Origin of the sequence: Amycolatopsis thermoflava N1165 (assembly GCF_000473265.1) — a bacterium.
GTDB lineage: Bacteria > Actinomycetota > Actinomycetes > Mycobacteriales > Pseudonocardiaceae > Amycolatopsis_E > Amycolatopsis_E thermoflava.
Genome location: NZ_KI421511.1, coordinates 7,551,546 through 7,578,301, shown reverse-complemented (window position 1 = coordinate 7,578,301; position 26,756 = coordinate 7,551,546). Strand labels below are relative to the sequence as shown.

28 protein-coding genes and 1 tRNA gene are annotated in these 26,756 nt (G+C 71.7%); 8 read left to right on the top strand and 21 right to left on the bottom strand.

What is annotated here, in order from left to right; translation table 11 throughout:
- The 8 genes from AMYTH_RS50980 to AMYTH_RS0137580 all read right to left on the bottom strand — a co-directional run bounded on the left by AMYTH_RS50980 (nt 1) and on the right by AMYTH_RS0137580 (nt 3,189).
- A complete protein-coding gene (locus AMYTH_RS50980) occupies nt 1-126 on the bottom strand; it encodes a hypothetical protein (RefSeq protein ID WP_267283911.1) in 126 nt (41 codons plus the stop codon).
- Nucleotides 123-512: an HNH endonuclease gene (locus tag AMYTH_RS46420; RefSeq protein WP_051362935.1), complete on the bottom strand. Its 390-nt coding sequence runs from the start codon at nt 510-512 to the stop codon at nt 123-125. Before AMYTH_RS46420 ends, AMYTH_RS50980 begins: the two co-directional genes overlap by 4 nt.
- Nucleotides 509-1,195 carry a hypothetical protein gene (locus AMYTH_RS47325; protein WP_051362934.1) on the bottom strand — a complete coding sequence of 229 codons (687 nt, stop codon included), beginning with the start codon at nt 1,193-1,195 and terminating at the stop codon, nt 509-511. The genes AMYTH_RS46420 and AMYTH_RS47325 overlap by 4 nt, the downstream gene beginning before the upstream one ends.
- A gap of 8 nt (nt 1,196-1,203) precedes the next feature.
- Entirely contained in the window at nt 1,204-1,764 is a 561-nt protein-coding gene (locus AMYTH_RS0137605) for a hypothetical protein (protein WP_027934549.1), read from the bottom strand.
- Nucleotides 1,761-2,285 (bottom strand): hypothetical protein, encoded by a 525-nt coding sequence (locus AMYTH_RS0137600; RefSeq protein WP_027934548.1) that lies wholly within the window; start codon nt 2,283-2,285, stop codon nt 1,761-1,763. The genes AMYTH_RS0137605 and AMYTH_RS0137600 overlap by 4 nt, the downstream gene beginning before the upstream one ends.
- On the bottom strand, nt 2,282-2,488 hold the full coding sequence (locus AMYTH_RS0137595; RefSeq protein ID WP_027934547.1) for a hypothetical protein: 207 nt from the start codon (nt 2,486-2,488) through the stop codon (nt 2,282-2,284). The genes AMYTH_RS0137600 and AMYTH_RS0137595 overlap by 4 nt, the downstream gene beginning before the upstream one ends.
- A 168-nt stretch (nt 2,489-2,656) precedes the next feature.
- Entirely contained in the window at nt 2,657-2,935 is a 279-nt protein-coding gene (locus tag AMYTH_RS46410) for a hypothetical protein (protein WP_051362933.1), read from the bottom strand.
- Nucleotides 2,932-3,189 (bottom strand): helix-turn-helix domain-containing protein, encoded by a 258-nt coding sequence (locus tag AMYTH_RS0137580; protein WP_027934546.1) that lies wholly within the window; start codon nt 3,187-3,189, stop codon nt 2,932-2,934. Before AMYTH_RS0137580 ends, AMYTH_RS46410 begins: the two co-directional genes overlap by 4 nt.
- 137 nt (nt 3,190-3,326) lie before the next feature.
- Between AMYTH_RS0137580 and AMYTH_RS47320 the strand changes: the two genes are divergently transcribed.
- Together AMYTH_RS47320 and AMYTH_RS0137570 are read left to right on the top strand one after the other, a co-directional pair.
- Nucleotides 3,327-3,752 carry a hypothetical protein gene (locus tag AMYTH_RS47320; protein ID WP_051362932.1) on the top strand — a complete coding sequence of 142 codons (426 nt, stop codon included), beginning with the start codon at nt 3,327-3,329 and terminating at the stop codon, nt 3,750-3,752.
- Between the two features lie 111 nt (nt 3,753-3,863).
- Nucleotides 3,864-4,580 carry a hypothetical protein gene (locus AMYTH_RS0137570; protein ID WP_027934545.1) on the top strand — a complete coding sequence of 239 codons (717 nt, stop codon included), beginning with the start codon at nt 3,864-3,866 and terminating at the stop codon, nt 4,578-4,580.
- On the opposite strand, the gene AMYTH_RS0137565 is transcribed toward AMYTH_RS0137570, so the two are convergent.
- The 6 genes from AMYTH_RS0137565 to AMYTH_RS0137540 form a co-directional block, all read right to left on the bottom strand.
- Nucleotides 4,577-5,530, bottom strand: coding sequence for a tyrosine-type recombinase/integrase (locus AMYTH_RS0137565; protein ID WP_027934544.1), 954 nt, complete (start codon nt 5,528-5,530; stop codon nt 4,577-4,579). The genes AMYTH_RS0137570 and AMYTH_RS0137565 overlap by 4 nt on opposite strands.
- Before the next feature lie 77 nt (nt 5,531-5,607).
- Nucleotides 5,608-5,681 (bottom strand) — tRNA-Arg (locus AMYTH_RS0137560).
- A gap of 82 nt (nt 5,682-5,763) precedes the next feature.
- Nucleotides 5,764-6,501, bottom strand: coding sequence for an SDR family oxidoreductase (locus AMYTH_RS0137555; RefSeq protein WP_027934543.1), 738 nt, complete (start codon nt 6,499-6,501; stop codon nt 5,764-5,766).
- A gap of 39 nt (nt 6,502-6,540) precedes the next feature.
- Nucleotides 6,541-7,449, bottom strand: coding sequence for an NADP-dependent oxidoreductase (locus AMYTH_RS0137550; protein ID WP_027934542.1), 909 nt, complete (start codon nt 7,447-7,449; stop codon nt 6,541-6,543).
- Nucleotides 7,450-7,515: 66 nt separating this feature from the next.
- Complete coding sequence (gene lpdA / locus AMYTH_RS0137545; protein WP_017984268.1) at nt 7,516-8,913, bottom strand: dihydrolipoyl dehydrogenase; 1,398 nt, start codon at nt 8,911-8,913, stop codon at nt 7,516-7,518.
- 66 nt (nt 8,914-8,979) lie between these two features.
- Nucleotides 8,980-9,384 carry a nitroreductase family deazaflavin-dependent oxidoreductase gene (locus AMYTH_RS0137540; protein WP_027934541.1) on the bottom strand — a complete coding sequence of 135 codons (405 nt, stop codon included), beginning with the start codon at nt 9,382-9,384 and terminating at the stop codon, nt 8,980-8,982.
- 168 nt (nt 9,385-9,552) lie between these two features.
- Between AMYTH_RS0137540 and AMYTH_RS0137535 the strand changes: the two genes are divergently transcribed.
- The gene (locus AMYTH_RS0137535) at nt 9,553-10,608 is read left to right on the top strand and encodes a LacI family DNA-binding transcriptional regulator (protein ID WP_027934540.1); all 1,056 of its coding nucleotides are present in this window, start codon (nt 9,553-9,555) and stop codon (nt 10,606-10,608) included.
- 989 nt (nt 10,609-11,597) lie between these two features.
- Here the strand turns inward: AMYTH_RS0137535 and AMYTH_RS0137530 are convergent.
- The gene (locus tag AMYTH_RS0137530) at nt 11,598-12,536 is read right to left on the bottom strand and encodes an MCE family protein (protein WP_037322989.1); all 939 of its coding nucleotides are present in this window, start codon (nt 12,534-12,536) and stop codon (nt 11,598-11,600) included.
- A 116-nt stretch (nt 12,537-12,652) separates the two neighbouring features.
- On the opposite strand from AMYTH_RS0137530, the gene AMYTH_RS0137525 reads away from it, so the two are divergent.
- Nucleotides 12,653-13,270 carry a TetR/AcrR family transcriptional regulator gene (locus AMYTH_RS0137525; RefSeq protein ID WP_037324274.1) on the top strand — a complete coding sequence of 206 codons (618 nt, stop codon included), beginning with the start codon at nt 12,653-12,655 and terminating at the stop codon, nt 13,268-13,270.
- Here the strand turns inward: AMYTH_RS0137525 and AMYTH_RS0137520 are convergent.
- Both AMYTH_RS0137520 and AMYTH_RS0137515 read right to left on the bottom strand, forming a co-directional pair.
- A complete protein-coding gene (locus tag AMYTH_RS0137520; protein WP_027934537.1) occupies nt 13,257-13,919 on the bottom strand; it encodes a histidine phosphatase family protein in 663 nt (220 codons plus the stop codon). The genes AMYTH_RS0137525 and AMYTH_RS0137520 overlap by 14 nt on opposite strands.
- Before the next feature lie 36 nt (nt 13,920-13,955).
- Complete coding sequence (locus tag AMYTH_RS0137515; RefSeq protein ID WP_027934536.1) at nt 13,956-15,119, bottom strand: S8 family peptidase; 1,164 nt, start codon at nt 15,117-15,119, stop codon at nt 13,956-13,958.
- Nucleotides 15,120-15,333: 214 nt separating this feature from the next.
- Between AMYTH_RS0137515 and AMYTH_RS0137510 the strand changes: the two genes are divergently transcribed.
- From AMYTH_RS0137510 to AMYTH_RS0137500, 3 genes are all read left to right on the top strand, one after another.
- Nucleotides 15,334-16,239, top strand: coding sequence for a hypothetical protein (locus tag AMYTH_RS0137510; protein WP_027934535.1), 906 nt, complete (start codon nt 15,334-15,336; stop codon nt 16,237-16,239).
- 95 nt (nt 16,240-16,334) lie between these two features.
- Nucleotides 16,335-16,796 (top strand): DUF6325 family protein, encoded by a 462-nt coding sequence (locus AMYTH_RS0137505; protein ID WP_208722402.1) that lies wholly within the window; start codon nt 16,335-16,337, stop codon nt 16,794-16,796.
- Nucleotides 16,797-16,826: 30 nt separating this feature from the next.
- Nucleotides 16,827-17,081 (top strand): SHOCT domain-containing protein, encoded by a 255-nt coding sequence (locus AMYTH_RS0137500; protein ID WP_027934533.1) that lies wholly within the window; start codon nt 16,827-16,829, stop codon nt 17,079-17,081.
- Here the strand turns inward: AMYTH_RS0137500 and AMYTH_RS0137495 are convergent, their stop codons facing one another.
- The 3 genes from AMYTH_RS0137495 to AMYTH_RS0137485 form a co-directional block, all read right to left on the bottom strand.
- On the bottom strand, nt 17,082-17,417 hold the full coding sequence (locus AMYTH_RS0137495) for a hypothetical protein (protein WP_027934532.1): 336 nt from the start codon (nt 17,415-17,417) through the stop codon (nt 17,082-17,084).
- Nucleotides 17,418-17,622: 205 nt separating this feature from the next.
- Nucleotides 17,623-18,777 carry an MFS transporter gene (locus AMYTH_RS0137490; protein ID WP_027934531.1) on the bottom strand — a complete coding sequence of 385 codons (1,155 nt, stop codon included), beginning with the start codon at nt 18,775-18,777 and terminating at the stop codon, nt 17,623-17,625.
- 6 nt (nt 18,778-18,783) lie between these two features.
- Nucleotides 18,784-20,412 (bottom strand): acyl-CoA synthetase, encoded by a 1,629-nt coding sequence (locus tag AMYTH_RS0137485; protein WP_027934530.1) that lies wholly within the window; start codon nt 20,410-20,412, stop codon nt 18,784-18,786.
- A 796-nt stretch (nt 20,413-21,208) separates the two neighbouring features.
- Here AMYTH_RS0137485 and AMYTH_RS0137480 point away from each other — a divergent pair.
- On the top strand, nt 21,209-22,867 hold the full coding sequence (locus tag AMYTH_RS0137480) for a bifunctional 3'-5' exonuclease/DNA polymerase (RefSeq protein ID WP_027934529.1): 1,659 nt from the start codon (nt 21,209-21,211) through the stop codon (nt 22,865-22,867).
- Here the strand turns inward: AMYTH_RS0137480 and hrpA are convergent, their stop codons facing one another.
- On the bottom strand, nt 22,868-26,740 hold the full coding sequence (hrpA, locus tag AMYTH_RS0137475; RefSeq protein WP_084022757.1) for an ATP-dependent RNA helicase HrpA: 3,873 nt from the start codon (nt 26,738-26,740) through the stop codon (nt 22,868-22,870).
- Nucleotides 26,741-26,756 lie beyond the last annotated feature (16 nt).

The window sequence follows — 26,756 nt, the reverse complement described above, 5'->3', positions numbered from 1 at the left end:
TCACCACCCGGCCGCCAGGCCGAAGGCGATCACGAGCAGGAACCCGCACAGGAACAGCGACACGATCCCGAGCACGGTCGAGCATCCGATACCGGCGCCGCCGCCCGGCGCTACGGGCGCGCTCATGCGGCCCTCACCGCATCGATGCGCGCCTGCGCCTCGGACACGCGCGGATCGGTGCGGAAGTCGCCGAGGTCGTCGAGCAGCCACAGGCCGTGCCACAGCAGCACCGGCACGTCGGCGGGCAGCTCCTCGCCGCGCCGGACGAGCCACCCGCAGGTCTCGACAAACGCGCGGTTGCCGCGAGTGTCGGTGACCTCGTCGTGGCACGGGTCGCACAAGTCGAGGAGGTTCGACGGCCGGTTGATCCACGGTTCCCGGGACCCGCCCATCTGTCGGCCGGTGCGGTGGTGGACCTCGACGGCCGGGCGGCGGCCGCACTTCTCGCACATCCCGCGGGAGCGGGCGTGCACGATGTCCCGCACGGCGCGGCTGATCTGCTGGGCCTTCACCGCTTCCCGCCGTTCTGCAGCAGGTGATCCAGGTACTCGGCCAGCTCGGCTGGGCTGGCCCGAAGGAACTGTGTGCCCTTCCTCGACCACTTCGTGAAGTCGGCCGCGGTCTGCGACGCCGACCTGCCACGTCCCTTGGTGATGTCCCGGATCCGGCCGCGCAGGCCGTTCGCGTCGCCGCGCTCGTCCCGCTCGTCCGTGGCGGGCTCGGTGGTCGCGGGCGGGTCCGCGGGTGCCGGGTTGGCGGGCGTTTCGGGCTGGCGCATCCACATGTCCAGCGCCACGCCGAAGCGCATCGCGGCGTTGCGGAGGGCGTCGCCGATCATCTCTTTCAGCGCGCGGCCGCCGCGGTGGCCGACGGCGTCGCCGACGCCGAGCCGCGTCACGCCGCCGATGGTTAACCGGATCCAGAGGGCGCCGTCCTGCAGCGCGGGCAGCCCGTCGGGGGTGAGCGCCAGCGGTTCCCAGGTCCATTCCGGGTCGACGTCGAGCAGTCGCGCGGTCACGTGGGCGTGGCCGACGTAGTCGAGGTGCACGTGGGCGGTGGTCAGCGTGCCGCCGCACTCCTCGCAGGGCGCGATCCGGTGAGCGCTGCAGCCGCCCATCTTGCAGGCGGGGCACGTGACCTCCGACCGGGTGCGCACCGCGTCGCCGTCGAACGGCGCCCGGAGGGCGTCGAGCATTTCCGGCGTCACTCGCCACCGCCGACCGGGAGCACGTCGAGCAGGTCCAGTTCGCCGCTCTGCAGCATCTCGATCACGACGCCCATCGCTTCGTCGGTGGGGACGCACGCCACGACGCCCTCGCGGTGCTCGACCTGCACGCCGGGGATCTCGACCTCACCGCCCGGGCCGACGGCGCGGCCGTGCTTGGTCGAGTCGTTCAGCACGGTGCGCACGAAGTCCGGTTCGACGGCGTCGGACTGCTTCAGCAGCGCCGGGGCGTGCCGCATCAGCACTTCCTTCACTTCCTCCGGCGCGCCGACGATCTCCAGCGTCGTGACGATCCGCTCGGGGTAGTGCTTCGCTACCCACGCGCGGAACGCCGGCATGTCGACGATCCCAGCGTGCGGCTTGGGGTCCTTCTTGGACACCGCGGCGATCTTCACGCCGTTGGGGGCCACCGCCATCACGCGGTCGCCGCGCTCCATCCGGGCGCTCATCTCGGCCCGCGCCTGGTCGTACTGCGTCTTGGCGTGGTCCATCAGCACCTTGTTGGCGGCCACCTTCACGGCCAGGTCTCTGCTGCTCACCGGTTCGTCCTCACGTTCTGGTTCGACTGGTTGGGGGCGCCCGTGGTCGGGCGCGGGGCGGTCAGGGGGTGCGCCGGTACGGCGATCTCGACAGCGATGTGCTTCGCCGAGTCCGGGTTCTGCTCGATCACGGCCTGATGCACCGCGCGGGGCGCGCACGCCAAGCACGTCTCGGCCATCTCCAGCGGCGCCCAGTCGTCGGTCGGCGCCGGGTCGCCGTAGACCGTGACGGCCGCGGGGCGGCCGACGATCTGGCACCAGGTGCACGGCCCGTTGGGCGCGCGGTGGACGAGCGCCACCGTCACGGCGTCGATCTCGTCCAGCTCGGACGCCAGGCGCAGGATCTCGGGCACGTCGACGAGCACCGCGGTGTCGGCGTCGACGTCGGCGAGCCGGTGCCGCGCCGGGTACGCGCCGCCGCGGGCCGCGCGCTCGGCGACCAGGTCCGGGCCGCCGAGCTGGCGGATGACGTGAACGGCGTCCTGCGGGGATTCGCCGAGCGTTCCGGCTGTCGCGGTCACGCTGCCGCTCCCATCCGCGCCACGGCGGCGCGCTCGTCCTTGCGGTGCTTGCCCTCGTGCGGCCGGACGCCGAGCCCGGCGGGCGCCTCGGCGCCCGGGTTCGCGTGCTCGATCTGGCCGGCCGGGGTGTTGGCCCACCCGGTGCGCGGGGTCCAGCTGTGCCGCCCGGGGCGGGGCGGCGGGATACGCTTCTCGTGCTCCACCGGTCGTCCTTTCGTTCGGTGGTCTTCGCCCGTCCCGTGCTGCTTGGCGGTGGACACGGGGCGGGCCTTTTTCGTGAGCGGGGGGTTAGCGGCGCGACGGGCAGTCCGGGTGCGGGCACGGCAGCTGGTCGACCTCGCGGTTGCACCACGCGCAGATCCAGCCAGCCATCACGCCGCGTCGCCCTTGCGTGTGCGCGTCGTGGATCCCTTGCGGGCGCGGGCTTTCGCCGAGGCCATCGCCATGCGCGTGAAGTGAGCCTTCTTCAGGTGCTCGGCCCTCACCGCGCGCTCGCCCGGGCTCAGCACGCCGTCGGGGTCGGCCTGCCGCTCCCACCGGTCGTGGAACGCCTTGCGCGCGGGCGCGGTCGCCGCCGACCGGTCGGTGGTGTTGGCCCACTTGATGTGTGCGCCCAGGCGGGATCGCAACGCGCGCTGCTCAGGTGTCACGCGGACCGCCGCTCGGTGGCCGGGTCGGCGAGCAACTGCTGAGGCTTGACCTTCAGCGCCTTCACCAGCGCGTTGAACAGCCGCGGGCTCGGGCCGTTGGTGCCGATCTCGATCTTGCTCAGCGTGCTGCGGTGCGTCGGGTGACCCTGTTTCGTGAGGCGCTGCGCCAGGTCGGTCAGGGACAACCCGGCCGTCTCCCGGAGGGCGCGCACCTTGCCGCCGTCGAAGGGGAGGCTCAGTCGGGGCTTGGTCATGAAGCGAAACGTAGCGCTCCGTAGCGCTACTTGCAAGCATGTAATTAGGCCGGATGGCCCCAACTAGCGCTCCACGCTGCGTCTTTGCGTTCCGTATCGCTACAATTCGCTCCAAACCTCTACAAGGAGGACCTGAGATGGCGGAGGACAGCGGCGGCCTGGCGCACCTGGACGCGGTACTGGACCGGGAACGCATTCGACGACGCTGGAAGTGGAAGGACGTCGCGCAACGCGCCGGGATCTCCCCCGTGCTGCTGCGAGCGGTCCGCAAGGGCGCCAAGCCCATGACGGAGCAGACCAAGACCGGCCTGCAGGACGCCTACGGCTGGGGCGACGGGGCGATTGACCGAATCCTGGCCGGCGGCGAGCCGCCCGCGCCCGAGCCCGTCCCCCCGCATGTCTTCGAACGCGTCCTCCGGGACGACGTCGAGCGGGAAATGATGGCGATCACGCGCGTCCCCGAGGAGGAGCGGTGGGCGTTCATCATCGAGCGCCGCGAGCGCCTGTGGCGCGAGGGGCAAGGCCAACGAGGCCAGCACGGACTAGGCCGAACGGGTAGTTGAAAGATCACGGGATAACCCTCGAGGGTGTCCCCAACTGCGCCGATTCGGCGATTCTCGGTGGTAACCCGTGACGGACCGCAACGAGAACGGCGTCTAAGCCGAAGATCGGGTGTGCAAAGTGTTCACCTGATTGCCGGGCTCGCCGTGGTGGTCGCGCTCGGCGGCGCCACCCACTGGTGGCGCGCTCACCAGATCGCCCGCGCACGCGCTCGCCTCCGAGCGCTCGCCGCGCTGCCCGCGGTAGGCGGTCGCCATCTCCAGCTCGTCACCACGAGCACCCCCCTGCCGACGGCGCGCCCCCGTCCGCGGCCCCGGGTCCCGCCGGCCTACCACGCCGCGGCCGCGAGCCTCCTCGCCGCTCTGACCACCACCGGCGTGATCGCGGTGCTGCAGCTCGCCCGCCCGGAGGGCGGCGGCCTGCCCGCCGGGCCTGCCCCCGCCCCCGAGGCGACCGCGCCAGCCGCCAGCGCCAGCGCGGCACGCAAGAGCAGCGCACGGTACGAGGACACCGCGTTGCGTGGCGCTCCGGAGCGCTCTCACTTCGACGCAGAGGTGGCCGCCGCACCGCAGCCGACCGGCAGTTCGGCAGTGTCCCCGTCGCGCAGGGCGTCAGCGGGCGCTACCACGACGCCCCGCAGCCCGCGGCCGTCGAGCAGCACCACGTCACCCACGTCCACCCCACTGCCGGGGCCGGCCGGACCATCCCGGCCATCCGACGACGTGCCCGCCGACGGCGACGCGGACGCCGAGATGCCCGAGGAGAGCACGACAGCCGCCGTCGCCGTGGCCGCCGCGCTGCCACTCGTCGTCCTCGATGCGGCGGCCTAGAAGCGGTCGCCCAGGGCCTTCTGACGATGCGAGTTGCGGGCGCGTTCGGCAGCGGCCGATTCGCCGTAGCGCAGCAGCATGGCGCGGGACTTCCACCCCATCAGCCGCATGAGATCGCCCTCGTTGCCGCCGTTGGCGAGCCAGGTGTGGGCGAACAGGTGACGGAAGAGGTGCGGATTGAAGTTCTTGATCTCCGCCTGCTCGGCGCGGCGTTCGAGCATCTGCCGGATGCCCGATGTGGTGAGTGGCCCCTTGTCGCCGAGCCAGAGCGCGGTGTGTCGCTCCGCGCCCGGACGCTTCCTCCGGGCACGCATGTAGCGTCGCAGCGCTTCGGAGGTCTTGGCGCCAAACGGAAGCGTGAGGGTGCCGCCACCCTTCAACACGACTTCCACGGTGTCGTAGTCAAAGTTGACGTCGTCGAGGTTGATACCGGCCATTCCCGACACACGCACGCCAGTGTCGGCGAACAGTCGGATGATCGCGGTGTCGCGCAGCTCGACGAAGGTACGCCCCTTGCAGGTTGCCAGCAGCGCGCGCACGTCGTCGTCGGGCCGGACCGGGATCTTGGGCAGCGGCGCGCTCGGCGGGCTCATCTTGTCGAACGGGTTGCGCGTGATTTCCTCTTCGCGCTCCAGCCATGCCCAGAACTGCTGGGCGCTGCGGTACTGCGCATTGGCGTAGGTCGCCTTGACCTGCTCGCCCTCGCGGTTGTTCCGGCGCGTGTTTCGCTCCAGCAGGGCAACGAAGTACCGCTCCAGCACCGGTTTGCCCACCGGCTCGTCGGGCGCGTTGTCCTCCAGCCAGGCGAACAGGTAGCGGAGGTGGCGCAGGTAGAGGTCCACCGTCGTGGCGGCCTTCTTCCCGGCCTTCAGGTGGGTCTCGAAGTCGGGCACCAGCTCGCGCAACTCGTCGAGCGTGAGCCCGTCATCGGCGACGGTCGAGGTGGTCATGACGCGGGATGCTACCCCGTCACTCTCTTGCTCTGGTAGCGCTGTGGCTGTACCCTCAACCACGTTTCCCCAGGTAGTGCCCCCGGCAGGACTCGAACCTGCGACCTAGAGATTAGAAGGCTCTTGCTCTATCCGGCTGAGCTACGAGGGCCTGGCGCCGACGACCACAGGCCGTCCTGACCTGCAGTTTAGTCACCGTCACTTCCCCTATCGCCGGACGGCGGGGGAACGTTTCAGCCTCTGCCGATGAACGGCATCTTCGTCGCTGTGACGGTCATGAACTGCACGTTCGCGGTGAGCGGGAGCCCTGCCATGTACCGCACGGCTTCCGCGACGTGTCTCACGTCGAAGGTGGGTTCGGGCAGCTCACGGCCGTCCGCCTGGCGTGCGCCCTTGGCGATTCCCGCCGTCATCTCCGTCGCCGCGTTCCCGATGTCGATTTGGCCACACGCGATGTCGTACGGACGGCCGTCCAGCGACAGCGACTTCGTCAGCCCGGTGATGGCGTGCTTCGTCGCGGTGTAGGCGGCGCTGCCGGGGCGCGGGGCGTGCGCCGAGATGGAGCCGTTGTTGATGATGCGGCCACCGCGCGGGTCCTGGCGCTTCATGATCCGGAACGCCTCCCGCGCGCACAGGAACGCGCCGGTCAGGTTCACCGCCACCGTCTGCTGCCACGCCTCGACCGGGATCTCGTCCGGGTCGCCCGCGGGGCCGAAGGTGCCCGCGTTGTTGAACAACACGTCCACCCGGCCCCAGCGGTCCGCGACCGCCTCGAACAGGGCGCTGACCTGGGCGGGGTCGGCGACGTCGGCCGGGTGCACAAGGGCGTCCGGCGCACCCGCGGCCGTCTCCGAGAGCGCGTCGGCTCTGCGGCCGGCCAGCGCGACGCGGTAGCCGGCGCCCAGCAGCGCCTGCGCCACATGCCGTCCGATGCCCGAACCGGCGCCCGTCACGACGGCGACCCCACCCATGCGCACCTCCCGCTCGACCCCGGCCCCGCGACCGGCCCGCTAGACAGTCAACACGACCTTGCCACGTCCGTGCCCGGTCTCGATCTCCCGGTGCGCGTCGGCCGCCTCGTCCAGGCGGTACGTCCGGCGCACCAGGAAGCTCAGCTCGCCCCGGTCGTACAGGCGGGCGAGCTCGGCCAGCCGGTCCGCCGACCGCTGCCCGCGCACCAGCTGCACCCCGAGCGACTCCGCCCGATCGTGGTCCACCAGGGTCACCACGCGACGCCGCTCCTTCACCAGAGCGAGTGAAAGATCAAGCGCGGCACCACCCGCGCCGTCCAGGACCGCGTGCACCCCGCCGGGTGAAAGCGCTCGCAACCGGTCCTCCAGGCCGTCGCCGTAGAGGACCGGAGTCGCGCCGAGCGAGCGCACGTAGTCCTGGTTCGCCTCGCTCGCGGTGCCGATCACGGACGCACCCCACAGCCGCGCGAGCTGGACCGCCGCCGTGCCGACCGAGCCCGCCGCGGCGTGCACCAGGACCGTGTCCCCCGGCCCGACGCCGAGCTGCCGCAACGCCAGGTACGCCGTCTGCGTCCCGGCGGTGAACCCGCCCGCGACGGTCCACGGCATGCCCGCCGGCTTGGCGGTGACCTGGTCCTGCCCCACCACCACGTACTCGGCGTAGCAGCCCAGCACGTTGAAGCCGAGCACCTCGTCGCCGACCGACCACGCGGCCCCGTCCCCGGCCTGGTCCACCACGCCGGCGAACTCGTTGCCGGGTATCCGCGGCCACGTCAGCCCCGTCGCGTACGGCGGCTCCCAGCCGGCCCGGACCGCCGCGTCGAACGGCTGCACACCCGCCGCCCGCACGCGAACCCGGACCTGTCCCGGACCCGCCTGCGGGTCCGGGACATCCATGGCGCGCAGAACCTCCGGGCCACCTGGCTCGGTGAACGCCGCTGCCTTCATGAGGTGCCTCCTCGATCTCGACCTGCGAGATCAACGGTGACACCTCCAGTTAACTGGAGGTCAACCTCAGAAGTTGATCATGTGACCGGCGAGACCGTGGATGGCCTCCTTGACCGCCTCGCCGAGGGTCGGGTGCGCGTGCACGTTGCGGGCCACCTCGTGCACCGTCAGGTCCCACTGCTGCGCCAGCGTCAGCTCGGGCAGCAGCTCGGTGACGTCCGGGCCGATCAGGTGCGCGCCGAGCAGCTCGCCGTACTTGGCGTCGGACAGGATCTTCACGAAGCCGCCCGCGTCGGCGAGGCCGTGGGCCTTGCCGTTGGCGGTGAACGGGAACTTGGCGACCTGCACGTCGTAGCCCTGCTCGCGCGCCTGCGCCTCGGTCAGGCCGAAGCTCGCGACCTGCGGCTGGCAGTACGTCGCGCGCGGGATCATCGTGTAGTCGAGCTCCATGGTCTCCGCGCCGCCGATCGTCTCGGCCGCCACGATGCCCATCGACTCGGCCGCGTGGGCCAGCATCAGCTTGGCGGTGACGTCGCCGATCGCGAAGATGTGCGGCACGTTCGTGCGGCAGCGGCCGTCGACGGCGATGGCGCCGCGCTCGGTCAGCTCGACGCCGGTGTTCTCCAGCCCGTAGCCCTCGACGCGCGGCTGGAAGCCGATCGCCTGCAGGACCTTGTCGGCCTCCAGGGTCTGCTGGTTGCCGCCGCTGGACACGGTGACCTTGACCTTGGCGCCGCTGTCGTCGATGCTCTCGACCTTCGTGCCGGTCAGGACCTTGATGCCGAGCTTCTTGTAGCGCTTGGCCAGCTCCTTGGACACGTCGGCGTCCTCGAGCGGCACCATGCGGTCCAGGAACTCGACGATCGTCACGTCGACGCCGTAGTTGTGCATGACGTAGGCGAACTCGACGCCGATCGCGCCCGCGCCCGCGATGATGATGCTGCCCGGCAGGTCGCGGGAGAGGATCTGCTCCTCGTAGGTCACCACGCGCTCGGACAGCTGGGTGCCCGGCAGCAGCTTGGTGGTGGCGCCGGCGGCGATGATGCAGTGGTCGAAGGTGACGGTCTCGACGCCGTTCTCACCGGTGACCTCGATGGTGTGCGCGTCGGTGAACTTGCCGCGCCCGGTGAACTCCTGGATGTTGTTCTTCTTCATCAGGAAGTGCACGCCCTTGACCCGGCCGTCGGCGACCGAGCGGCTGCGGTCGAACGCGGCGCCGTAGTCGAAGGTGATCGGCCCGTCCGAGCTGATCCCGAAGGTCTTGGCCTCCTTGGTGACCAGGTGGGCGAGCTCCGCGTTGCGCAGCAGCGCCTTCGACGGGATGCACCCGACGTTCAGGCACACGCCGCCCCAGTACTTCTCCTCGACGATCGCCGTCTTCAGGCCGAGCTGCGAAGCCCGGATCGCCGCGACATACCCGCCGGGCCCGGCACCCAGCACCACAACGTCGAAATGCGCACTCATACCCGCCACCCTATGCCCTCGCGGGCGAGCCGGTCGTGGGTGCTCGGACCCACGACCGGCCCCTGATCAGGCGCGCTCGAGGACCACGACGGGGATCTCGCGGTCCGTCTTCTTCTGGTACTCGTCGTAGTCCGGCCACACCTTCGCCATCTTCGCCCAGAGCGTCTCGCGCTCCGCGCCGGTGGCTGTGCGGGCCTTCGCGGTGAACTTGTCGGCCTTGACCTGCACCTTGACCTCGGGATTGGCCTGCAGGTTGAGGTACCAGCCGGGGTGCTGGGGAGCGCCGCCCTTGGAGGCGACGATCACGTAGGCGCCCTCGTGCTCCTGGTAGATCAGGGCGAACTTGCGCTCCTGGCCGGACTTGCGGCCGGTGGTCGTCAGGATCAGGATCGGGGCGCCCTTCTCCCAGTCGTGACCGACTTCACCATTGGTCTCCTCGTACCGGCGGACGTGTTCGTCACCGAAGAGCATGCGGGGTCCTTTCGTCGTGCAGATGTGTCTTGGCAACCGCAACGCGGCGGGGCGCGCACGTATTTCCGCGATCACCCTCGGTCATCCCCACTCGCTCGGGTGGTCCTGACCAGGCAAAAGCCGGAAACCGACCTAGAATTCGGCCCAACGCCGACCGCGGGAGGAATGATGAGCGACCGGCCGCACGTGACGCTCGAGGACGTGGCGAGGACCGCCGAGGTCTCGCTCGCGACAGCGTCCCGTGCGCTCAACGGCACGACCAGAGTGCGCGACGACCTGCGGGAGCGGGTGCTGTCGGCCGCCGCGGAGCTGGCGTACACGCCGAACGCGCACGCGCAGGCGCTCGCCGGCGGGTCGCGCCGGACGGTGGGGGTGATCTGCCACGACATCAGCGACCCGTACTTCGCGGCGATCACCCGTGGGGTGATGCGGGTGGCCGACAGCCACGGGCTGCTCGTGATGCTCGCCGGCACGTTCGCCGACCCGGACCGGGAGCTGGCGTGCGTGTCGACGCTGCGGGCGCAGCGGGCGTCGGCGATCCTGCTGACCGGTTCGGCGTTCGAGGACCGGGCGTGGGAGCGGCGGATGGCGGCCGAGCTGGAGCCGTACCGGCGCGGCGGCGGGCGGGTGGCCGTCGTGACGCGGCACCGGTCGCTCAAGGCGGACACCATCGCTCCCGACAACCGAGGTGGTGCGCGGGCCCTGGTGGAGGCGATGCACCGGCTGGGCCACCGGCGGTTCGCGGTGGTGACCGGGCCGACGCGCCTGACCACAGTGGCCGATCGGGTGGCCGGGTTCCGGGAGGGGCTGGCCAGGCTGGGGATCGAACTGTCCGAACGGGACGTGTTCGCCGGTTCGTTCGACCGGGACGGCGGTTACGAGGCGACGGAGGCCCTGCTGGCGGCCAAGCACAAGGCGACGTGCGTGCTGACGGCGTCGGACGTGATGGCCGTGGGGGCGGTGAGCGCGCTGCGCGCCGCGGGGTTGTCGGTGCCGGAGGACGTGTCGGTCACGGGGTTCGACGACGTGCCGCTGGTGCGGGATTTCGGGCTGACCACGGTGGGGTTGCCGCTGGAGCGCATCGGGGCGGAGGCGCTGGAGCTGGCCCTCGACGACGGTGGCGGTGCTGGTGGTGGCGGGGCGCGGGCGCGCGTTCGGCGGGTTTCGGGTGAGGTGCTGCTGCGCGGGAGCACGGCGAAGCCCCGCCGCCGGCGACGGGGTTGACCTCTGCATGGCTCGGCTCTCCTAACTGGGTTGGCCACTGCACGGCTCGGCCCTGCTGGTGGGATTGACCACTGCATGGCTCAGCCCTTCGGGTGGTCACAGCGGGCGGCGAGGGAGCAGGTGGTGGCCGCGCGAGGGTGGCAGATGGTGACGGCACGAAAGAACCGGTGGTAGCCGCACGAGAGGGACGGTCGCGAAGGCACGAGGGGACCAACCACTCACCGTCCCGCGAGGGGACCAACCGCGGCCACACGGCAGGACCGCTCGCAGCGGCTCGAAGTGACCACTCACCGCAGCTCGGGCTGGTCAGCCAGCACCGCGGGACAGGCCAGCAGCCGCCGCACAACCGGGCCAGTCGACGCCACACGACACGCCCAGGCACCACCCGCTCGGCAAGGCCAACCGTCGCCGCACAACAACGCCAGTCGACACCGCACAACCGGGCCAGTCGACGCCACACGACACGCCCAGGCACCACCCGCTCGGCAGGGCCAACCGTCGCCGCCCAACAACGCCGGTCGACACCGCACAACCGGGCCAGTCGACGCCACACGACACGCCCAGGCACCACCCGCTCGGCAAGGCCAACCGTCGCCGCCCAACAACGCCAGTCGACACCGCACAACCGGGCCAGTCGACGCCGCAGGAACGGGCTCGCCAGCGCTGCCTGACTAGGCCGGTCGACACCGCACGACAAGGCCAGTGGCGATCGTGCGAAAGGACCAACCACGGTCCGACCAGGGCCCGATCGCAGCGTCCAACCGAGACACCCAGCGTCCACCCGAGTCGAGCAACCGCATCCACCCGCGACGCCCAGGGCATTCCCCACGACGCCCACCCGCATCCAGCCGAGTCGCCGAACCCCGCCGCCGGCGACGGGGTTGACCTCCGCGTGGCTCGGGTCTCCGGGTGGTCACGGTGGCGGCAAGAGCCGGCGGCAACCCGCGAAGGCTCCGCCGACGTCCAACCCGGACAGCCGACCGAGCCCCTCAATAGCAGCTCGACACCACCGGCAGGCACACGTACGTGTCACCCCAGTGCCCCTGCCCCGTGATGTTCGTGGCGTAGCGGACCAGCGGCGCGAGCCGGGCGACGCCCGCTGCCAGTGCCTCCTGGTTCCGCTGCAGCATCCCGGTCAGCTGGTCGAGCGAGGCCAACACCGGGCGCAGCGCGGCATCGTTGTCCGCCACCAGGCCCTGCACCTGCCGGGACAACGACCGCGCCCCCGTCAGGAGCGCCGAGATGGCCGACGCCCTGGCCGCCACTTCGGCCAGCACCAGGTTCCCGTCCGCCATCAACCGCACCACCTGGGCGTCGCGGTCGGCCAAGGTTCGCGACAGCGCCGCCGTGTTCCCCAGCAGCCGCGACAACTCCGCATCCCGCGAAGCGATCGTTGTTGACAGCTGGGACAGGCCGTCCAGTGCGCCGCGCACGGAGGAGCCGCCTGGCAGCGCCGCCGACAGCGCGTCGAACGACCGGGCCAGCCGGTCCGTGTCCAGCCCGCCGACGGTCTTCGACAGGTCCCGGAACGCGTCCAGCACGTCGTACGGCGCGATCGTCCGCGAGCGCGGGATCACCTCGTCGAGTGGTTGCGAACCCTGTGGATCCAGCGCGAGGTACTTCTGCCCCAGCAACGTCTTGATCTTGATCGCCGCCGTCGTGCGGTCGCCCAGCCAGGTGTCCGACACCTTGAACCGGACCCGCACCGACGCACCGTCCAGGCCGACGTCCACCACCTTGCCGACCTTCACGCCGGCCACCCGCACCTCGTCGTCCACGGCGAGGCCGCCCGCTTCGCTGAACTCCGCCTCGTACGACACGCCCGCGCCGATCAGCGGCAACGAATCCGCGTGCACCGCCGCGACGAACGCCAACGCCAGCACCACGAGACCGGCAATTCCGATACCGGCAGGATCCCGATCACGCATTTCCGGCCCCTTCCGCCGGGTTACGCTCTTAACACGTGCCTCCGATCGAATGACGTATTCGCCGACATGTCGGAAAAGAACAACTCCCCTGGGTGACCCGTGCCAGCATGTCGCCCATGACGGACTCCCAGCCCCGGTGGCGGAGACTCGAACCGGACGCGCGCAGGGAGCAGATCTTCACCTGCGCCGCCCGGCTGTTCGGCGAGCGCCCGTACGCCGAGGTGTCCACATCGGACATCGCAGCGGCAGCGGGCGTCGCCCGCGGGCTGATCAACCACTACTTCGGCACCAAGCGTGAGCTCTACCTGGCGGTGCTGCGCCGCGCGGTGACGATCCCGACCACGGCGATGGACATCGTCACCGACGGGCCGATCGAAGAAAAAGCACGCGTCGCGGTCGACTGGTTCCTCACCCTCGTCACCAAGCAGGGCAAGACCTGGCTCGTCGCCACCGCACCCGAGGGCCTCGGCAGCGATCCGGAGGTCGAGGCGATCCTCGTCGAGGCCGAACGCCGCTCGGCCGCGCGCGTGCTGGACGCGCTGGGCGTGAAGGTCGACGCCGCGAACGCCGAGGTCTGCAACGCGCTCGTCCGCGCCTACGGCGGCATGGTCAAGGCCGCCGGCCGCGAGTGGCTGCTGCGCAGCGAACTCGACCGCGACCAGGTCCACACGCTGCTGTCCCGCTCGCTGGTGACGCTGATCGAGGACGTGTTCCCCGCCGTCACCGATAGGTGAGCAGGCGGGCGGCCCGGCCCTCGAAGTGCGCGTGCTCGTTGAACGACACGAGCGTGACCCCGCCGCGCCCGGTCACCAGCTTCGTGATCCCGCAGTTCACGGTGACCCGGTTGAGCTGCAGCAACCCCATCGCGGGGTCGCCGAGCAGATGCCCGGCGAGCGTGCCGATCACCCCGCCGCTGGTGAAGACCACCGCGCTCTCGCCCTTGCGCAGCACCGCGACCAGGTCGGCCAGCGCGCCGCGCACCCGCTCGGCGAACTGCGGCCAGGTCTCCGCGCACGGCCCGTCGTCACCGGCCCGCACCCACGCGGCCAGTGAGGCGTCCAGCACTTCCTGGTACCCGCGCGGGTCGTTCGCGTCCTGCAGTGCGCCGCCGCCGTGCCGGGCGACGATGTCGACGTGGTCGTACTCGTTCCAGCGCGGATCCTCCTTGGCCGTGGCGCCCGCCCCCAGCCAGTCCAGGACGATCTCCGCGGTGGCGCGCTGACGGGCCATCGACCCGGTCCGGCCCTCGGTGAAGCGGATCTTGCGCCGCAGCAGCTCGGCGCCGACCACGGCGCCCTGCTCGATCCCGGTGCTGGACAGCTGGTCGTAGTCGGCCGCGCCGAAGGAGGCCTGACCGTGCCGGATCAGGTGGATGGCGCCCATCGGCCGTCCTTTCGCTCGCCGTCCCCCGCCCGCAGCCTAGCCAGCGGTGTTCAGGAGACGGTTGGGCGTGCCCGAGGTTGCACCGCTGATCTTGCCCGGGGTGGCTGAGGCGATCAGGGCGTCGGCGACCTGCGCGGGTGTGGCGTCCGGGTGTCCGGCCAGGTAGAGGGCGGCGGCGCCGGCCACGTGCGGGGTGGCCATCGAGGTGCCGCTGATCGTGTTGGTGGCGGTGTCGCCGGTGCCCCACGACGACGTGATGCTCACGCCCGGCGCGTAGAGGTCGACGACGCTGCCGTAGTTGGAGAAGCTCGCCTGCCGGTCGGTCCGGTCGCTGGCCGCGACGGTGATCGCCTCGGTGACGCGTGCCGGGGAGTCGTTGCCGGCGTCGGCGCCCTCGTTGCCCGCGGCGATCGCGAAGGTGACGCCCTTGGCGATCGCGCCGCGGACGGCGTCGTCGAGGACGGTGTCGGCGCTGCCGCCCAGGCTCATGTTGGCCACGGACGGGCCGCTCGCGTTCTGCGCCACCCAGTCGATCCCGGCGACGACCTGGTCGGTGGTGCCGCTGCCCTGTGCGTCGAGCACGCGCACCGGGACGATCCGCACGCCCTTGGCGACGCCGTACTCGGCGCCGCCGATGGTGCCCGCGACGTGGGTGCCGTGGCCGTGCTCGTCGGTGGCGTCGTCGTCGTTGTCGATGAAGTCCTTGCCGCCCGTGACGCGGCCGCCGAAGGTCTCGTGGCTCGCCCGCACGCCGGTGTCGATCACGTAGGCGGTGACGTTGTCCGCCGCGGTGTCGTAGCGGTAGGACGAGTCGAGCGGGAGGTTCGCCTGGTCGATGCGGTCCAGGCCCCAGGACGGCGGGTTCTGCTGCACGTCGGCGATGCGCAGGACGTGGTTCTGCACGACGTAGGCGACGTCGGGGTTGGCGGCGAGGCGCTTGGCCTCGGTTTCGCCTGCGCTGACGGCGAAGCCCTTCAGCGCGGCGCTGAAGGTCCGGGTGGCCGAGCCGCCGTAGCGGCTGGTCAGGTCATCGGCCCGGGAGGTGGCGCCCGGTTTGAGGACCACCAGGTAGCTGTCCGCGACCGAGCCGGGGGTGCCCGCCTCGAGGATCCGTCCTTCCCTGGCTTGGGCGGGCCCGGCCCAGACCGTCGTGACGACGACTGCCGCCGCGAGTAGGGACCACATCGCGCGCTTCCGCATGAGCCGCCGTCTCCTCTCCCCGACCGGGTGGTGCGATCTCATGCAATCCCGGGGGCCAGAGCGGGGGCAATGATTCACAGTTACCAGTACTCACCCGATAGGGTCATTCGTTAACCACCCAATGGGATGACGCCCTGATCATCATTCTCGGACGAGTAGAGGTCACACACTGCTACCATCAGCGGTGGCGAAGTCGATTTCCAGGTGGTAGCAGGTGTCCACGTCCGAGCGCGCGGTGCCGAGCCCGTTCGCCAGCAAACTCCGGTCCGCGATCGCCCGCAGTGGGCTGAGTCTCGATCGCATCCAGGCCCGCTTGCAGGCCAGCGGCGTGCCGATCAGCGTCACGGCCCTGAGCTACTGGCAGTCCGGCAAGCGGCAGCCCGAGCGGCAGAGCTCGATCTCGGCGGTGCGGGTGCTCGAGGACGTCCTCGGCCTGCAGCGCGGCGAGCTGCTGTCCCTGCTCCCGCCGCCGCGTCCGCGCGGGCTGCCGTCCCGCAGGCAGGCGGACGGTGTCGTGAAGTTCCCGATGGAGGCGCTGCGGATCCTGCTGGAGCGGGTCGGCGCGCCGCACGCGCTGGAGCAGCAGCACCGGCTGAACCTGGTCAACCTGCACGACCGGTGCGAGATCGCGGCCGGGGGTCGCCAGCGGTCGCTGACCACGCGCTCGGTGTTCCAGGCCACCGCCGACCGGCAGGACCGCTGGATCCTGGTGTACGACCACGGCGGCGCGCCCGCGCCCACGCTGCACCAGCTGCGCAACTGCCGCAGCGGACGGGTCGAGATCGACCCGGAGCACGGCCTGACCGTCGCGGAACTGCTGTTCGACCGCCCGATCCACCGGGGCGAGACCTGCCTGATCGAGTACACGCTCACCAACAGCGGGCCGCCGTACCCGGACTGCGAGAACACCTACTACCGCGAGTTCCGCCGCCCCATCCGCGAGTACCTCCTGGAGATCCGCTTCGACGAGGCCGAGGCGCTGCGCAAGTGCTGGCAGTACGCGCGCCGGGGCTCGGCGGAGACCGAGGAGCGGCGGGAGCTGCACCTGGACACGGCCGGCGGGGTGCACGCCGTGGCGCTCGACTACGGGCCAGGGGTGTTCGGCATCTCCTGGGAGTGACCGGGCCGGCCCCGGCTGGATCTCACCCGCCACGGACGAAGAGCCGCACGGGGTGGACGCGCGACGGTGGGACCCCACGAGCCGGGAGGTCTGCCATGAGCGCGCCGGAAGCCACCACCACCGCGACCGGACTCGACGAGATGGGTCCCGTCGACTATCTGGTGATCGAGATGCCCGCGGACCGGATGACCGGGCGCGGACTCGACCTGCTCCTCGACCTGGTCGACCGCGGGATCATCCGCGTGATCGACCTGGAGATCGTCAGCACGGGGCCGGACGGGAGCATCGCCCGGCTCGCGCTCGACGACCTCGACGGCGAGCCGTCCGTGGAGCTGTCGGTGTTCGCCGGCGCGCGGTCCGGCCTGCTGGACGACGAGGACGTCGAGGCCGCAGGCGGGGTCCTCGAACCGGGCACGGTGGGGGTGGTCCTGCTGTACGAAAACCTGTGGGCCGCGCCGCTCGCACGGGAGCTGCGGCGCAACGGCGCGCAGCTGGTCGCAGGCGGGCGCGTCCCGGTGCAGGCGCTACTCGCCGCCCTCGACGCCGCCGAAGCCTGATCCACCACCGAGGACTACAGGAGGTCCACCATGCCCGGTCTGCTGCGGGGGATCGCCCGCACCGCCATCGTCGCCGGCACTGCCAAGGGTGTCGCGAACCGCGTCACGCGCAGGCAGGAAGGCCGGTGGGCTCGGCAGGACGCGGAGCGCGCCGCGGAGACGGCACCACCCGCGCCCAGCCAAACCGACGTGCTGTCCCAGCTGCGCGAGCTGGGACAGCTGCGTGACCAGGGGGTGCTCACCGAGGCGGAGTTCCAGTCGCAGAAGGCTCGCCTGCTCGGCTGATCAGACGCTGCCGAGGCGCCTGCTGTGCCAGTGGTCGGCGATCTTGACCACGACCAGCGCCAGCATCGACAGCACCGTCAGCGGGATCGCCTTCAGCAACGCGAACACGATCATCGCCAGCGACGACGCCGCGGTGAGGCCGACCAGCGCGACCCGCCACACGCGCGCCCCGCCCCGCGCGGTCCGGCGGAGGAACCGCCTGCCCCCGGGGCGGGCGGGTGGCGGGCGGTCCTGGGGTTCGACCGCGGCCAGGAACGACCCGTCGAGCACGACCTTCCGCCGTTCCGGCGACGGCACCTGCCGCGGATCTTCGCGGCGCGGTTGTACGGTGGGCACGTTGATGCCTTCCTCTCCGGGAGGGACGGTCGACGCCGCGCGGCTCCCTGTGGCAGCAGGGGGCCGCGCTCCATGTCGCGGCAGGGCGCGACCTCACTCATCGTGCAGAAACGAGTCGCCACCGTCACGAGATCGTCGGGTTTGAGCGCCCACCGGCCGGTCAGCGTCGCCGAACGGCCCGTCTCGGTAGCCCGACGGCACTCGTTCAGGTGAAGGCCGCGAGGACAGCGGCGCCCGCCGCGAGCACGGCGAGCAGGATCAGGGCCGTGCTGTACCCGCCGACCCGCTCGGCGAGCACGATCGCCCCGCCCGGCGCGATGGCCGTCGCCGCGGTGATCGGGGCGGTGAACATCCCGTTGAGCGCCCCGAAGCGGGCCGTCGTCCACCGGTCGGCGACGGCCGTGGCCTGCACGAGCGTGTAGGCGCCGCGGGCCATCCCGAGCACCACCGCGACCGCCAGCAACGCGCCCGCGGGCCCGGGCAGCAGAGCCAGCAGGACCAGCGCGGCGCAGCTCGCGGCGAGGACGCCGACCGTGCGGGACGCGGGCGCGCTGGTGCGCGGCACGGCGGCGAAGACGAGCCGCCCGAGGACCTGCCCGGCGCCGACGAGCCCCAGCGCGACCGACGCGACCGCGTGGCTCAGACCACGCTCGACGAACAGCGGCACGACCACGATCGCGGAGGCGTACAACCCGAGAGCGGCCAGGGTCATCGCGGTCTGCAGCAACCGGAACCGGGCGGAGCGGGTCACCTGCCGCACCGGGGTGGCGGCCGGTCGCGTGCGGTGGTCCGGCCAGGCCGGCGTGAGCAGCAGCCAGTGCACGGGCAGGTTGACGAGCAGGAAGACCGCGGCGTAGACGAGGTAGCTCGCGCGCCAGCCGACCTGGTCGACCAGCAGCGCGGTGAGCGGCGCGAACACGGTGCTCGCCAGGCCGCCGACGAGCGTCACGACGGTCAGCGGACGCGCGCGGCGCTCGCCGTACCAGCAGGTGATCGCCGCGAACACCGGCGGGTACAGCTGCATCGCCTGTGCGACGCCGACGACCACCCAGGCGAGGAAGAACAGCGGCCTGCTCGGTGCCGTGGCGACCAGCACGAGCGCCACCGCCGCGAGCGCCGACCCCGCGGTCATCACCGGCCGCGGGCCGTACCGGTCGAGCAGGCGGCCGACCGGGATACCAGCGACCGCCGCGACCAGCAGGCCGGCCGAGAAGGCGAGCGTGATCGTGCCCGGTGTCCACCCGGTGGTGCCCGCGATCTGCGCGGTGGCCACCGGGAGCGCGTAGTACAGCGCGCCCCAGCTGACCACCTGGGTCCCGCACATCCCGATCAGGGCTCGGCGGAGGCGGATCTCCTCCACGGCGCGTCAGCTCAGTTTGTTGCGGAGGACCTTCCCGGTGGCGTTGCGTGGCAGCTCCGGCACGAACTCGACGTCGCGCGGCACCTTGTAGCGGGCGAGGTTGCCCTTGACGTAGTCGCGGACGGCGTCGGCGTCGAGCTTGGAGTCCTTCTTCGTGACCACGATCGCCTTGAGGCGCTGGCCGAAGTCGGCGTCCGGCACGCCGATCACGGCGGCTTCGAGCACGTCCGGGTGCTCCACGAGCAGGTTCTCCACCTCGACCGGGAACACGTTCTCGCCGCCGGAGACGATCATCTCGTCGTCGCGGCCGTCGATGAACAGCAGGCCGTCCTCGTCGAAGTGGCCGACGTCGCCGGTGGAGAGCAGGCCGTCGATGATCTCCTTGTGGCGGCCGTCGGTGTAGCCCTCGAAGGACAGGCCGCTGCCGACGAAGACACGCCCGGTGACGTGCGGCTCGGTGATGCGGTTGCCCTGCTCGTCGTACAGCTGGACCTTGCAGGTCACCGGCGGGCGGCCGACGGTGCCGGGGGCCTTGCGCCAGTCCTCGGGGGTGGCGACGGTGGCGACCGCGACCTCGGTGGACCCGTACAGGTTGTAGATCACGTCGCCGAACGCCTCGGTGGCGCGGTTGCCGAGGTCGGGGGACAACGCGGAGCCCGCGACGAAGATGATCCGCAGCGACGACGTGTCGTACTTGCCGAGGACGTCCGGCCCGAGGTCGACGATGCGCTGCAGCATGGTCGGGACGAGGACCAGCGCGGTGCACCCGTGGTCGGCGACGCCCTTCAGGGTGGCTTCGGGGTCGAACCGGCGGCGCAGCACGACCTTGCAGCCGAGCGCGAACGACAGGATGAACTGCGAGATGCCGGTGCCGTGGAAGATGGGCGCGCCGAGGAACGTGGCCTCGCCGGCGCGCAGCGGGATGCGGTCGAGGAACTGGACGGTGGCCAGCACGGAGGTCCGTTCGCGCGGCGCGCCCTTCGGGGTGCCGGTGGTGCCGCTGGTGAGCAGGACGAACCCGCCACGCTGGGGCGGCGCCGGCAGGGGGCGGTCGTCGGTGCTGGCGATCAGCTCGTCGAGGACGGGGATGCGGTCCGCCGGGTCGGGTTCGTCCACCCAGGCCAGGTAGCGGTCGACGGTGTCCGGGATGCCGGACAGGAGGTCGGTGAACTCCTGGTCGTAGACGAGCACCTGCACCTTCTCCCGCGCCGCGACGTCGGTGAGCTGCGGTTTCGCGAAGCCGGTGTTCATCAACAGCAGGCGCGCGCCGACCTTGCCCGCCGCGATCATGACCGTGACCAGGCCGCGGTGGTCCCGGCACAGCGCCGCGATGACGGTGCCCGGGCGGACGCCGCGTTCTTCCCAGGCGCGGGCCAGCGCGTTGGAGCGCAGGTCGAGCTCGCGGAAGGTGAGCGGCCCCAGCTCGTCGACCAGCCCGATGGCGTTCGGATCGCGCCGGGCGGACGTCTGCGCCGCGGCGGCGAACGGACCCACCTTGCGGGTCGCGATCACGCTGCGCAGGCCCTCGTCCAGCCGGGGAAACGGGACGAGCCCGGCGCGCCACATGACCTCCAGGCCGCGGGCGGTCTCCGCCACCTTGCCGGGGAGCACGGACAAGCGGGGCGGAATACGCATGGACAGCACCTCCATTGGGCCGACCGTACTGGGAGTATGTGTGGTTACTGGACAGTAGCCGAAAGACGAGGGGGCGCGCCAGCGGTCGGGGTGAGTGGGGCGAAGGGGACAAATCGGGCGAGGTTGGGGTGGGGGGTGGTTGGGTGGTGGAGCGGTGCGCGGGGCGGAGCGCGGAGCGCGGGGCGCGGTGCGCGGGGCGGAGCGGAGCCGGCGCGGCGGAGCGGAGCGGGCGCGGCGGAGCGGAGCGGGCGCGGCGGAGCGGAGCGGGCGCGGCGGAGCGGAGCGGGGGCGCGGCAGCGCGGCCCGCGGGGGCGCGGCAGCGCGGGAGCGGCAACGCCGAGCGGGTGCCGCGGAGCTCGGTAGCGCGGAGCGAGTGAGCGCGGGGAGCGGCGCGAGTGAGCGCGGCGCGGGGCGGAGCGCGGAGCGAGTGAGCGCGCGGGCAGCGCGCGAGCGCGCAGCGGGCGCGCTGGCACCGGCGTCGGGCACGGGTAGCGGGCAGCGCGTAGAGGCACCGAGGGTGCGACAACGCGAGGGTGCGGCAGGGCAAGGGTGCCGCAGCGCGCGGTAAACGTACGGGGTGCATCAGCGCCGGGCGGCGCGGCAGCCGAAGCGCGGCCTCCGGCGAGCGCGCGCGGCGAGCGCGCGGAGCGCGCAGCGCATGCCCTGAACCCCAACCAAGCTGGGTGGTCATCCCGGAGCCTGCCCGTCCGGCGAGGACATCCCTTGATCTCTGCACCGCCGCCCGGACACGGCGACGCGCGCCGAAACTGTCGTACCCCCAGCGCACAATGAACAGGTGCAGGTCATCGTCACGCGGGAGGAGGACGGCGGCTTCCTCGTATCCACCCCGCACCAGCAACAGCGCCTGCCCGGGCACCACCTGGCGGAACACCTCGAAACACTGGAGCGCACCGAAGCCCCGCGCTGGGTCTTCCCCTCGGTCCCGCAGCTCTACCCCCTCCTGCTGCGCTCGAACCTCCGCCTGCGGCGCTGCCACGACCTCGCCCTCACCGAAGGTCTCCTGCTCGCGGCAGAAGGCAAAGCCGGCCAGCCCAAGGCGCTGCCGGCCGCGTGGGCCCGGCTCCACGGTCAGGAACCCCCACCGGACGCGCCCAGCCACGCGGACTCCCAGCCCGCTCTCTTCGAGACCCGCGGCTCCGGCCTCCCGCCCGGAACCAGCGTCGCCGAGGCGGCTGCCGCCGTGCTCGAGAACCAGGAGCGCCGCATGAGGCACGTCGAGCACCCGGAGCGCTTCCGGTTGCTCGTCGCCGCCGAATCGGCCAGCGCGCTCGTCGCCGAGGAGATGCGGGCCGACGGGTTGCCGTGGCGCGCCGACGTGCACGACGCGCTCCTGACCGAACTGCTCGGGCCCCGCGTGCCTGCCGGTCAGCGGCCCAAGAAACTGGTCGAGCTGGCGGCGCGCATCACCGAGGCCTTCGGCGGCAAACGGGTGAACCCGGACAGCCCGCAGACCATCGTGCGCGCGTTCGGCCGCGAGGGCATCTCCATCCCGTCCGCCAGGGCGCACGTCCTGCGCGACGTCGACCACCCGGCCGTCCCCCTGCTCATCGAGTACCGCGAACTCTCCCGCCTGCACTCCGCGAACGGCTGGGTGTGGCTGGACGAATGGGTCGCCGACGGGCGGTTCCGGCCCGAGTGGGTCGTCGGGGGCGTGGTGTCCGGCCGGTGGGCCAGCAGCGGCGGCGGCGCGCTCCAGATCCCCAAGACCCTGCGCGTGTGCGTGCAAGCCGACCCCGGCTGGAAACTCGTGGTGGCCGACGCCGCCCAGCTCGAACCCCGCGTGCTGGCCGCCCTGTCCGGCGACCGCCGCCTTGCCGAAGCCTCCGCCTCCACCGACCTGTACGCCCGCCTGTCCGAAGCCATGTTCGCCGGCACGATGACCCCCGAAGCCGGACGGCCCCGCGCGAAGATCGCCATGCTGTCCGCGATGTACGGCGGCACGGCCGGCGAAGCCGCGTCGCTGCTCGCCCTGCTGCGGCAACGCTTCCCGGACGCGGTGTCCTATGTGGAGCGTGCCGCGCAGGCCGGGGAACGTGGCGAGCGCGTCCGCTCCCGGCTCGGGCGCGTCTCCCCCGCGCCGAGCGAAGCGTGGCGCGCCCTCACCGGCGGCGCGAACGAGGACGAGACCCGCGCCCGCCAGGCGGCCCGCAACTGGGGCCGCTTCACCCGCAACTTCGTCGTGCAGGCCAGCGCGGCCGACTTCACCGCGGTGCTGCTCGCCACCCTGCGCCGCAAGCTGCCCGAGCCCGCCCACCTGGTGTTCTTCCAGCACGACGAGGTCATCGTGCACTCGCCCGAGGAACTCGCACCCGCCGTCGAAGCCGCGATCGGCGAGTCCGTGCCCGAGGCCGCCGCGCTCACGTTCGGCGCCGCCTGCCCCGTGCACTTCCCCATGCAACCGGTCACCGTCGACACCTACGCCGACGCCAAATAGCTAAGCGGCGGCCTTGTCCAGCGCCCGGATCACCCGCTTCAACGACACCGGGTGCGCCGTGCCGAGGGTCTGCGCGAAGAAACTCACCCGCAGCTCCTCGATCATCCACCGCACCTCGAGCAGCTCCGGCCCCGGCGACACACCCGGCGGGAGCGCGGCGACCGCCGCCTCGTACTCGCCCGTCACCCACTCGACGTCACGCAGCAGTTCGACGTCCTTCGCGCCAGTCGACGGCAGCTTCTCCACCCGCCGCCCGATCCCGCGCAGGTACCGCACCAGGTGCGGCAGCCGGTCGAACCCGGTCGCGGTGACAAACCCGGGGTACACCAGCCGCGACAGCTGCTGCCGCATGTCCGCCAGCGACTCCGCAGGCCCGCGCGCGCCCTCCAGGGCGACCTCGGCCTCGTTAGCGGCCTTCAGGATCTTCTCGACCTCGGTGAGCACGTCCAGCACCGTCGGATTCAGCGCACCGCGCACCTTCTCCAGCAGCACCGCGAACCCGGCCTCGTCCCACACCGGGCCGCCGTTGTCGGCCATCAGCTTGTCCACCGCGCAGTCGACGCAGTCCTCCAGCAGCGCCGCGACACTGCCGTGCGGGTTGCGGCTCAGCGTCAGCTTCGCCTGGTTGGTCAACGCCCTGTTGATGAACTTCATCGGCGAGGGCATGTTGAGCCGCAACAACTTCCGCGTGCCCTGCCACATCCGCTGCCGCTGCTGCACCGGCGTGTCCAGCATGCGCACGGCCACCGTGTCGCCCTCGTCGACCAGCGCCGGGTACGCCTTCACCTGGTGCCCGCGCCGCTTCCCGGCGAACACCCGCGGCAGCTCACCGAACGCGGGCGTGGTCAGGCCGGACCGCTCGATGCTGTCCGCGGCCGCCGAGATCGTCGCCCGCACCTCGCCGCTCAGCTCCTCCTTGAGGACGGCCAGGTCCTTGCCCTCGGCGAGCTTGCGGCGCTTGTCGTTGACCACCCGGAACGTCATCCGCAGGTGGTGCGGCACCGCGTCGAGCTGCCACGCGTCCGGCGGCACCGCGACCCCGCGCAGGGCCTCCAGTTCGCGGGCCAGCACGTCGAGCAGCGGGCCGTCCTCGGGACCGACCCGGGCGAGGACCGCGGCAGCGGTGTCCGGGGCGGGCACGAAGTTGCGCCGCAACTGCTTCGGCAGCGACTTGATCAGCGCCGTGACCAGCTCCTCGCGCAACCCGGGCACCTGCCAGTCGAACCCGTCGGGCGTGACCTGGTTGAGCACCGCGACCGGGATGTGCACGGTGACGCCGTCGGCGTCCGCGCCCGGCTCGAACTGGTAGGTCAGCGGGAACCGCAGCGAGCCCTGCGTCCAGGTGTCCGGGTAGTCCGATTCGGACACCTGCTGCGCGGCCTCGTTGAGCAGCATGGCCTTTTCGAAGTTCAGCAGGTCCGGCTGGGCGCCGCGGACCTTCTTCCACCAGCTGTCGAAGTGCCGCGCGGACACGACCTCCGCGGGGACCCGCCGGTCGTAGAACTCGAACAGGGTTTCGTCGTCCACCAGCAGGTCGCGGCGCCGGGCCCGGTTCTCCAGGTCCTCGACCTCGTCCAGCAGCGCGCGGTTCTCCTTGAAGAACTTGTGGCCGGTGTCCCAGTCGCCCTCCACGAGCGCGTGGCGGATGAACAGCTCACGCGAGGTTTCCGGGTCGATGCGCCCGTAGTCCACCTTGCGGCCGACGACCAGCGGCACCCCGTACAGTGTCACCCGCTCCGATGCCACCACCGCGCCGCGCTTGCGTTCCCAGTGCGGCTCCGAGTAGGTGCGCTTGACGACGTGCTGCGCCAGCGGCTCGATCCACTCCGGCTCGATGCGCGCGTTGACCCGGCCCCACAGCTTCGACGTCTCGACCAGCTCCGCCGACATCACCCAGCGCGGCTGCTTCTTGAACAGCGCCGAGCCGGGGAAGATCGCGAACCGGGTGCCGCGCGCGCCGAGGTAGTCGCCCTTCTCCGGGTCCTTGAGGCCGATGTGCGACAGCAGCCCGGCGATCAGCGCGGTGTGCACGCGCTGCGCGTCCGCGGGCTCGGAGATCAGCGTGACGCCCAGCGGCTTGGCGAGCTGCCGCAGCTGGCTGTAGATGTCCTGCCACTCCCGCACGCGCAGGTAGTTCAGGTATTCCGCCTTGCAGCGCTTGCGGAACTGGCTGTTGGACAGCGTCTTCTGCAGCTCCCGCAGGTACTCCCACAGGTTCAGGTAGGCCACGAAGTCCGAGGACTTGTCGGCGAACCGGGCGTGCTGCTGGGCCGCGGCCTCCTGCTTGTCCGCGGGCCGCTCGCGTGGGTCCTGGATGGACAGCGCGGCGGCGATGATCATGACCTCGCGGACGCAGCCGGTGCGCGCGCCCTCCAGCACCATCCGGCCCAGCCGCGGGTCGACGGGCAGCTGCGCGAGCTGACGGCCGATCTCGGTGAGCCGGCGCTCCTTCGTGGACTCCTCCAGCGCGCCGAGTTCCTGCAGCAGCTGGACACCGGCGGTGATCTGGCGGCGGTCCGGCGGGTCGACGAACGGGAACGCGGCCAGGTCGCCGAGGCCGAGCGAGGTCATCTGCAGGATGACCGACGCGAGGTTGGTGCGCAGGATCTCCGGGTCGGTGAACTCCGGCCGGGACAGGAAATCCTCTTCGCTGTAGAGCCGGATGCAGATACCGTCGGAGGTGCGGCCGCAGCGGCCCTTGCGCTGGTTGGCCGAGGCCTGCGAGACCGGCTCGATCGGCAGCCGCTGCACCTTGGTGCGGTGGCTGTAGCGGGAGATGCGCGCGGTGCCCGGGTCGATGACGTACTTGATGCCGGGCACGGTCAGCGACGTCTCGGCGACGTTGGTGGCGAGCACGATCCGGCGGCCGGTGTGGCGGCTGAACACGCGGTGCTGGTCCGCCGCGGACAGGCGCGCATACAGCGGCAGCACCTCGGTATTGCGCAGGTCCATCTTGTTCAGCGCGTCGGCGGTGTCGCGGATCTCCCGCTCGCCGGAGAGGAACACGAGGATGTCGCCGGGGCCTTCGGCGCACAGCTCCTCGACCGCGTCGGCGATGGCGGTGACCTGGTCGCGGTCCTCGGACGCCGGGTCGTCCGGGTCGACGATCGGGCGGTAGCGGACCTCGACCGGGTAGGTGCGGCCGGAGACCTCCACGATCGGCGCGTCGCCGAAGTGCTTGGAGAACCGCTCCGGGTCGATGGTCGCCGAGGTGATGATCACCTTGAGGTCGGGGCGCTTCGGCAGGAGCTGCTTGAGGTAGCCGAGGATGAAGTCGATGTTGAGGCTGCGTTCGTGGGCCTCGTCGATGATGAGCGTGTCGTAGCGGCGCAGCATCCGGTCGCTCTGGATCTCGGCGAGCAGGATGCCGTCGGTCATCAGCTTGACCATGGTGTCGTCGCCGCTGGAGTCGGTGAAGCGCACCTTGTAGCCGACCGTGCTGCCCAGCTCGGTCTTCAGCTCCTCGGCGATGCGCTCGGCGACCGTGCGCGCGGCCAGGCGGCGGGGCTGGGTGTGCCCGATCTGGCCGCGCACGCCCAGGCCGAGTTCGAGGCAGATCTTCGGCAGCTGCGTGGTCTTGCCCGACCCGGTCTCGCCCGCGACGATCACCACCTGGTGGTCGCGGATCGCGGCGGCGATGTCGTCCTTGCGCTGGGAGACCGGCAGCTCGTCCGGGTAGCGGATCTCCGGCGCGCGGCGGCGCTGCACGCGGGCCTCGGCGGCGTCGATGTCGGCGGCGATCTCCCGCGCGACGCGGTCCTTGTCGCGTGCCCGGCGGGCGCCGTCGAGCCGGCGGCGCAACCGGTGCTCGTCGCGCAGCATCAAGCCGGGCAGCCGGGCCCGGAGGTCTTCGAGGGGGGATCGCGTAGACATACGGCTTCCAGGATAG

Excerpts from the sequence above, each read along its gene's own strand:
- AMYTH_RS0137565 (WP_027934544.1), bottom strand. The coding sequence starts at position 5,530 with ATGACCACCTCGACCGTCGCCGATGACGGGCTCACGCTCGACGAGTTG.
- AMYTH_RS0137525 (WP_037324274.1), top strand. The coding sequence starts at position 12,653 with ATGACGGACTCCCAGCCCCGGTGGCGGAGACTCGAACCGGACGCGCGC.
- AMYTH_RS0137535 (WP_027934540.1), top strand. The coding sequence starts at position 9,553 with ATGAGCGACCGGCCGCACGTGACGCTCGAGGACGTGGCGAGGACCGCC.
- AMYTH_RS0137530 (WP_037322989.1), bottom strand. The coding sequence starts at position 12,536 with ATGCGTGATCGGGATCCTGCCGGTATCGGAATTGCCGGTCTCGTGGTG.
- AMYTH_RS0137520 (WP_027934537.1), bottom strand. The coding sequence starts at position 13,919 with ATGGGCGCCATCCACCTGATCCGGCACGGTCAGGCCTCCTTCGGCGCG.
- AMYTH_RS47325 (WP_051362934.1), bottom strand. The coding sequence starts at position 1,195 with ATGCTCGACGCCCTCCGGGCGCCGTTCGACGGCGACGCGGTGCGCACC.
- hrpA (WP_084022757.1), bottom strand. The coding sequence starts at position 26,740 with ATGTCTACGCGATCCCCCCTCGAAGACCTCCGGGCCCGGCTGCCCGGC.
- AMYTH_RS0137555 (WP_027934543.1), bottom strand. The coding sequence starts at position 6,501 with ATGGGTGGGGTCGCCGTCGTGACGGGCGCCGGTTCGGGCATCGGACGG.
- AMYTH_RS0137550 (WP_027934542.1), bottom strand. The coding sequence starts at position 7,449 with ATGAAGGCAGCGGCGTTCACCGAGCCAGGTGGCCCGGAGGTTCTGCGC.
- AMYTH_RS0137540 (WP_027934541.1), bottom strand. The coding sequence starts at position 9,384 with ATGCTCTTCGGTGACGAACACGTCCGCCGGTACGAGGAGACCAATGGT.
- AMYTH_RS0137580 (WP_027934546.1), bottom strand. The coding sequence starts at position 3,189 with ATGACCAAGCCCCGACTGAGCCTCCCCTTCGACGGCGGCAAGGTGCGC.
- AMYTH_RS0137500 (WP_027934533.1), top strand. The coding sequence starts at position 16,827 with ATGCCCGGTCTGCTGCGGGGGATCGCCCGCACCGCCATCGTCGCCGGC.
- AMYTH_RS50980 (WP_267283911.1), bottom strand. The coding sequence starts at position 126 with ATGAGCGCGCCCGTAGCGCCGGGCGGCGGCGCCGGTATCGGATGCTCG.
- AMYTH_RS0137505 (WP_208722402.1), top strand. The coding sequence starts at position 16,335 with ATGAGCGCGCCGGAAGCCACCACCACCGCGACCGGACTCGACGAGATG.
- lpdA (WP_017984268.1), bottom strand. The coding sequence starts at position 8,913 with ATGAGTGCGCATTTCGACGTTGTGGTGCTGGGTGCCGGGCCCGGCGGG.
- AMYTH_RS0137515 (WP_027934536.1), bottom strand. The coding sequence starts at position 15,119 with ATGCGGAAGCGCGCGATGTGGTCCCTACTCGCGGCGGCAGTCGTCGTC.
- AMYTH_RS47320 (WP_051362932.1), top strand. The coding sequence starts at position 3,327 with ATGGCGGAGGACAGCGGCGGCCTGGCGCACCTGGACGCGGTACTGGAC.
- AMYTH_RS0137485 (WP_027934530.1), bottom strand. The coding sequence starts at position 20,412 with ATGCGTATTCCGCCCCGCTTGTCCGTGCTCCCCGGCAAGGTGGCGGAG.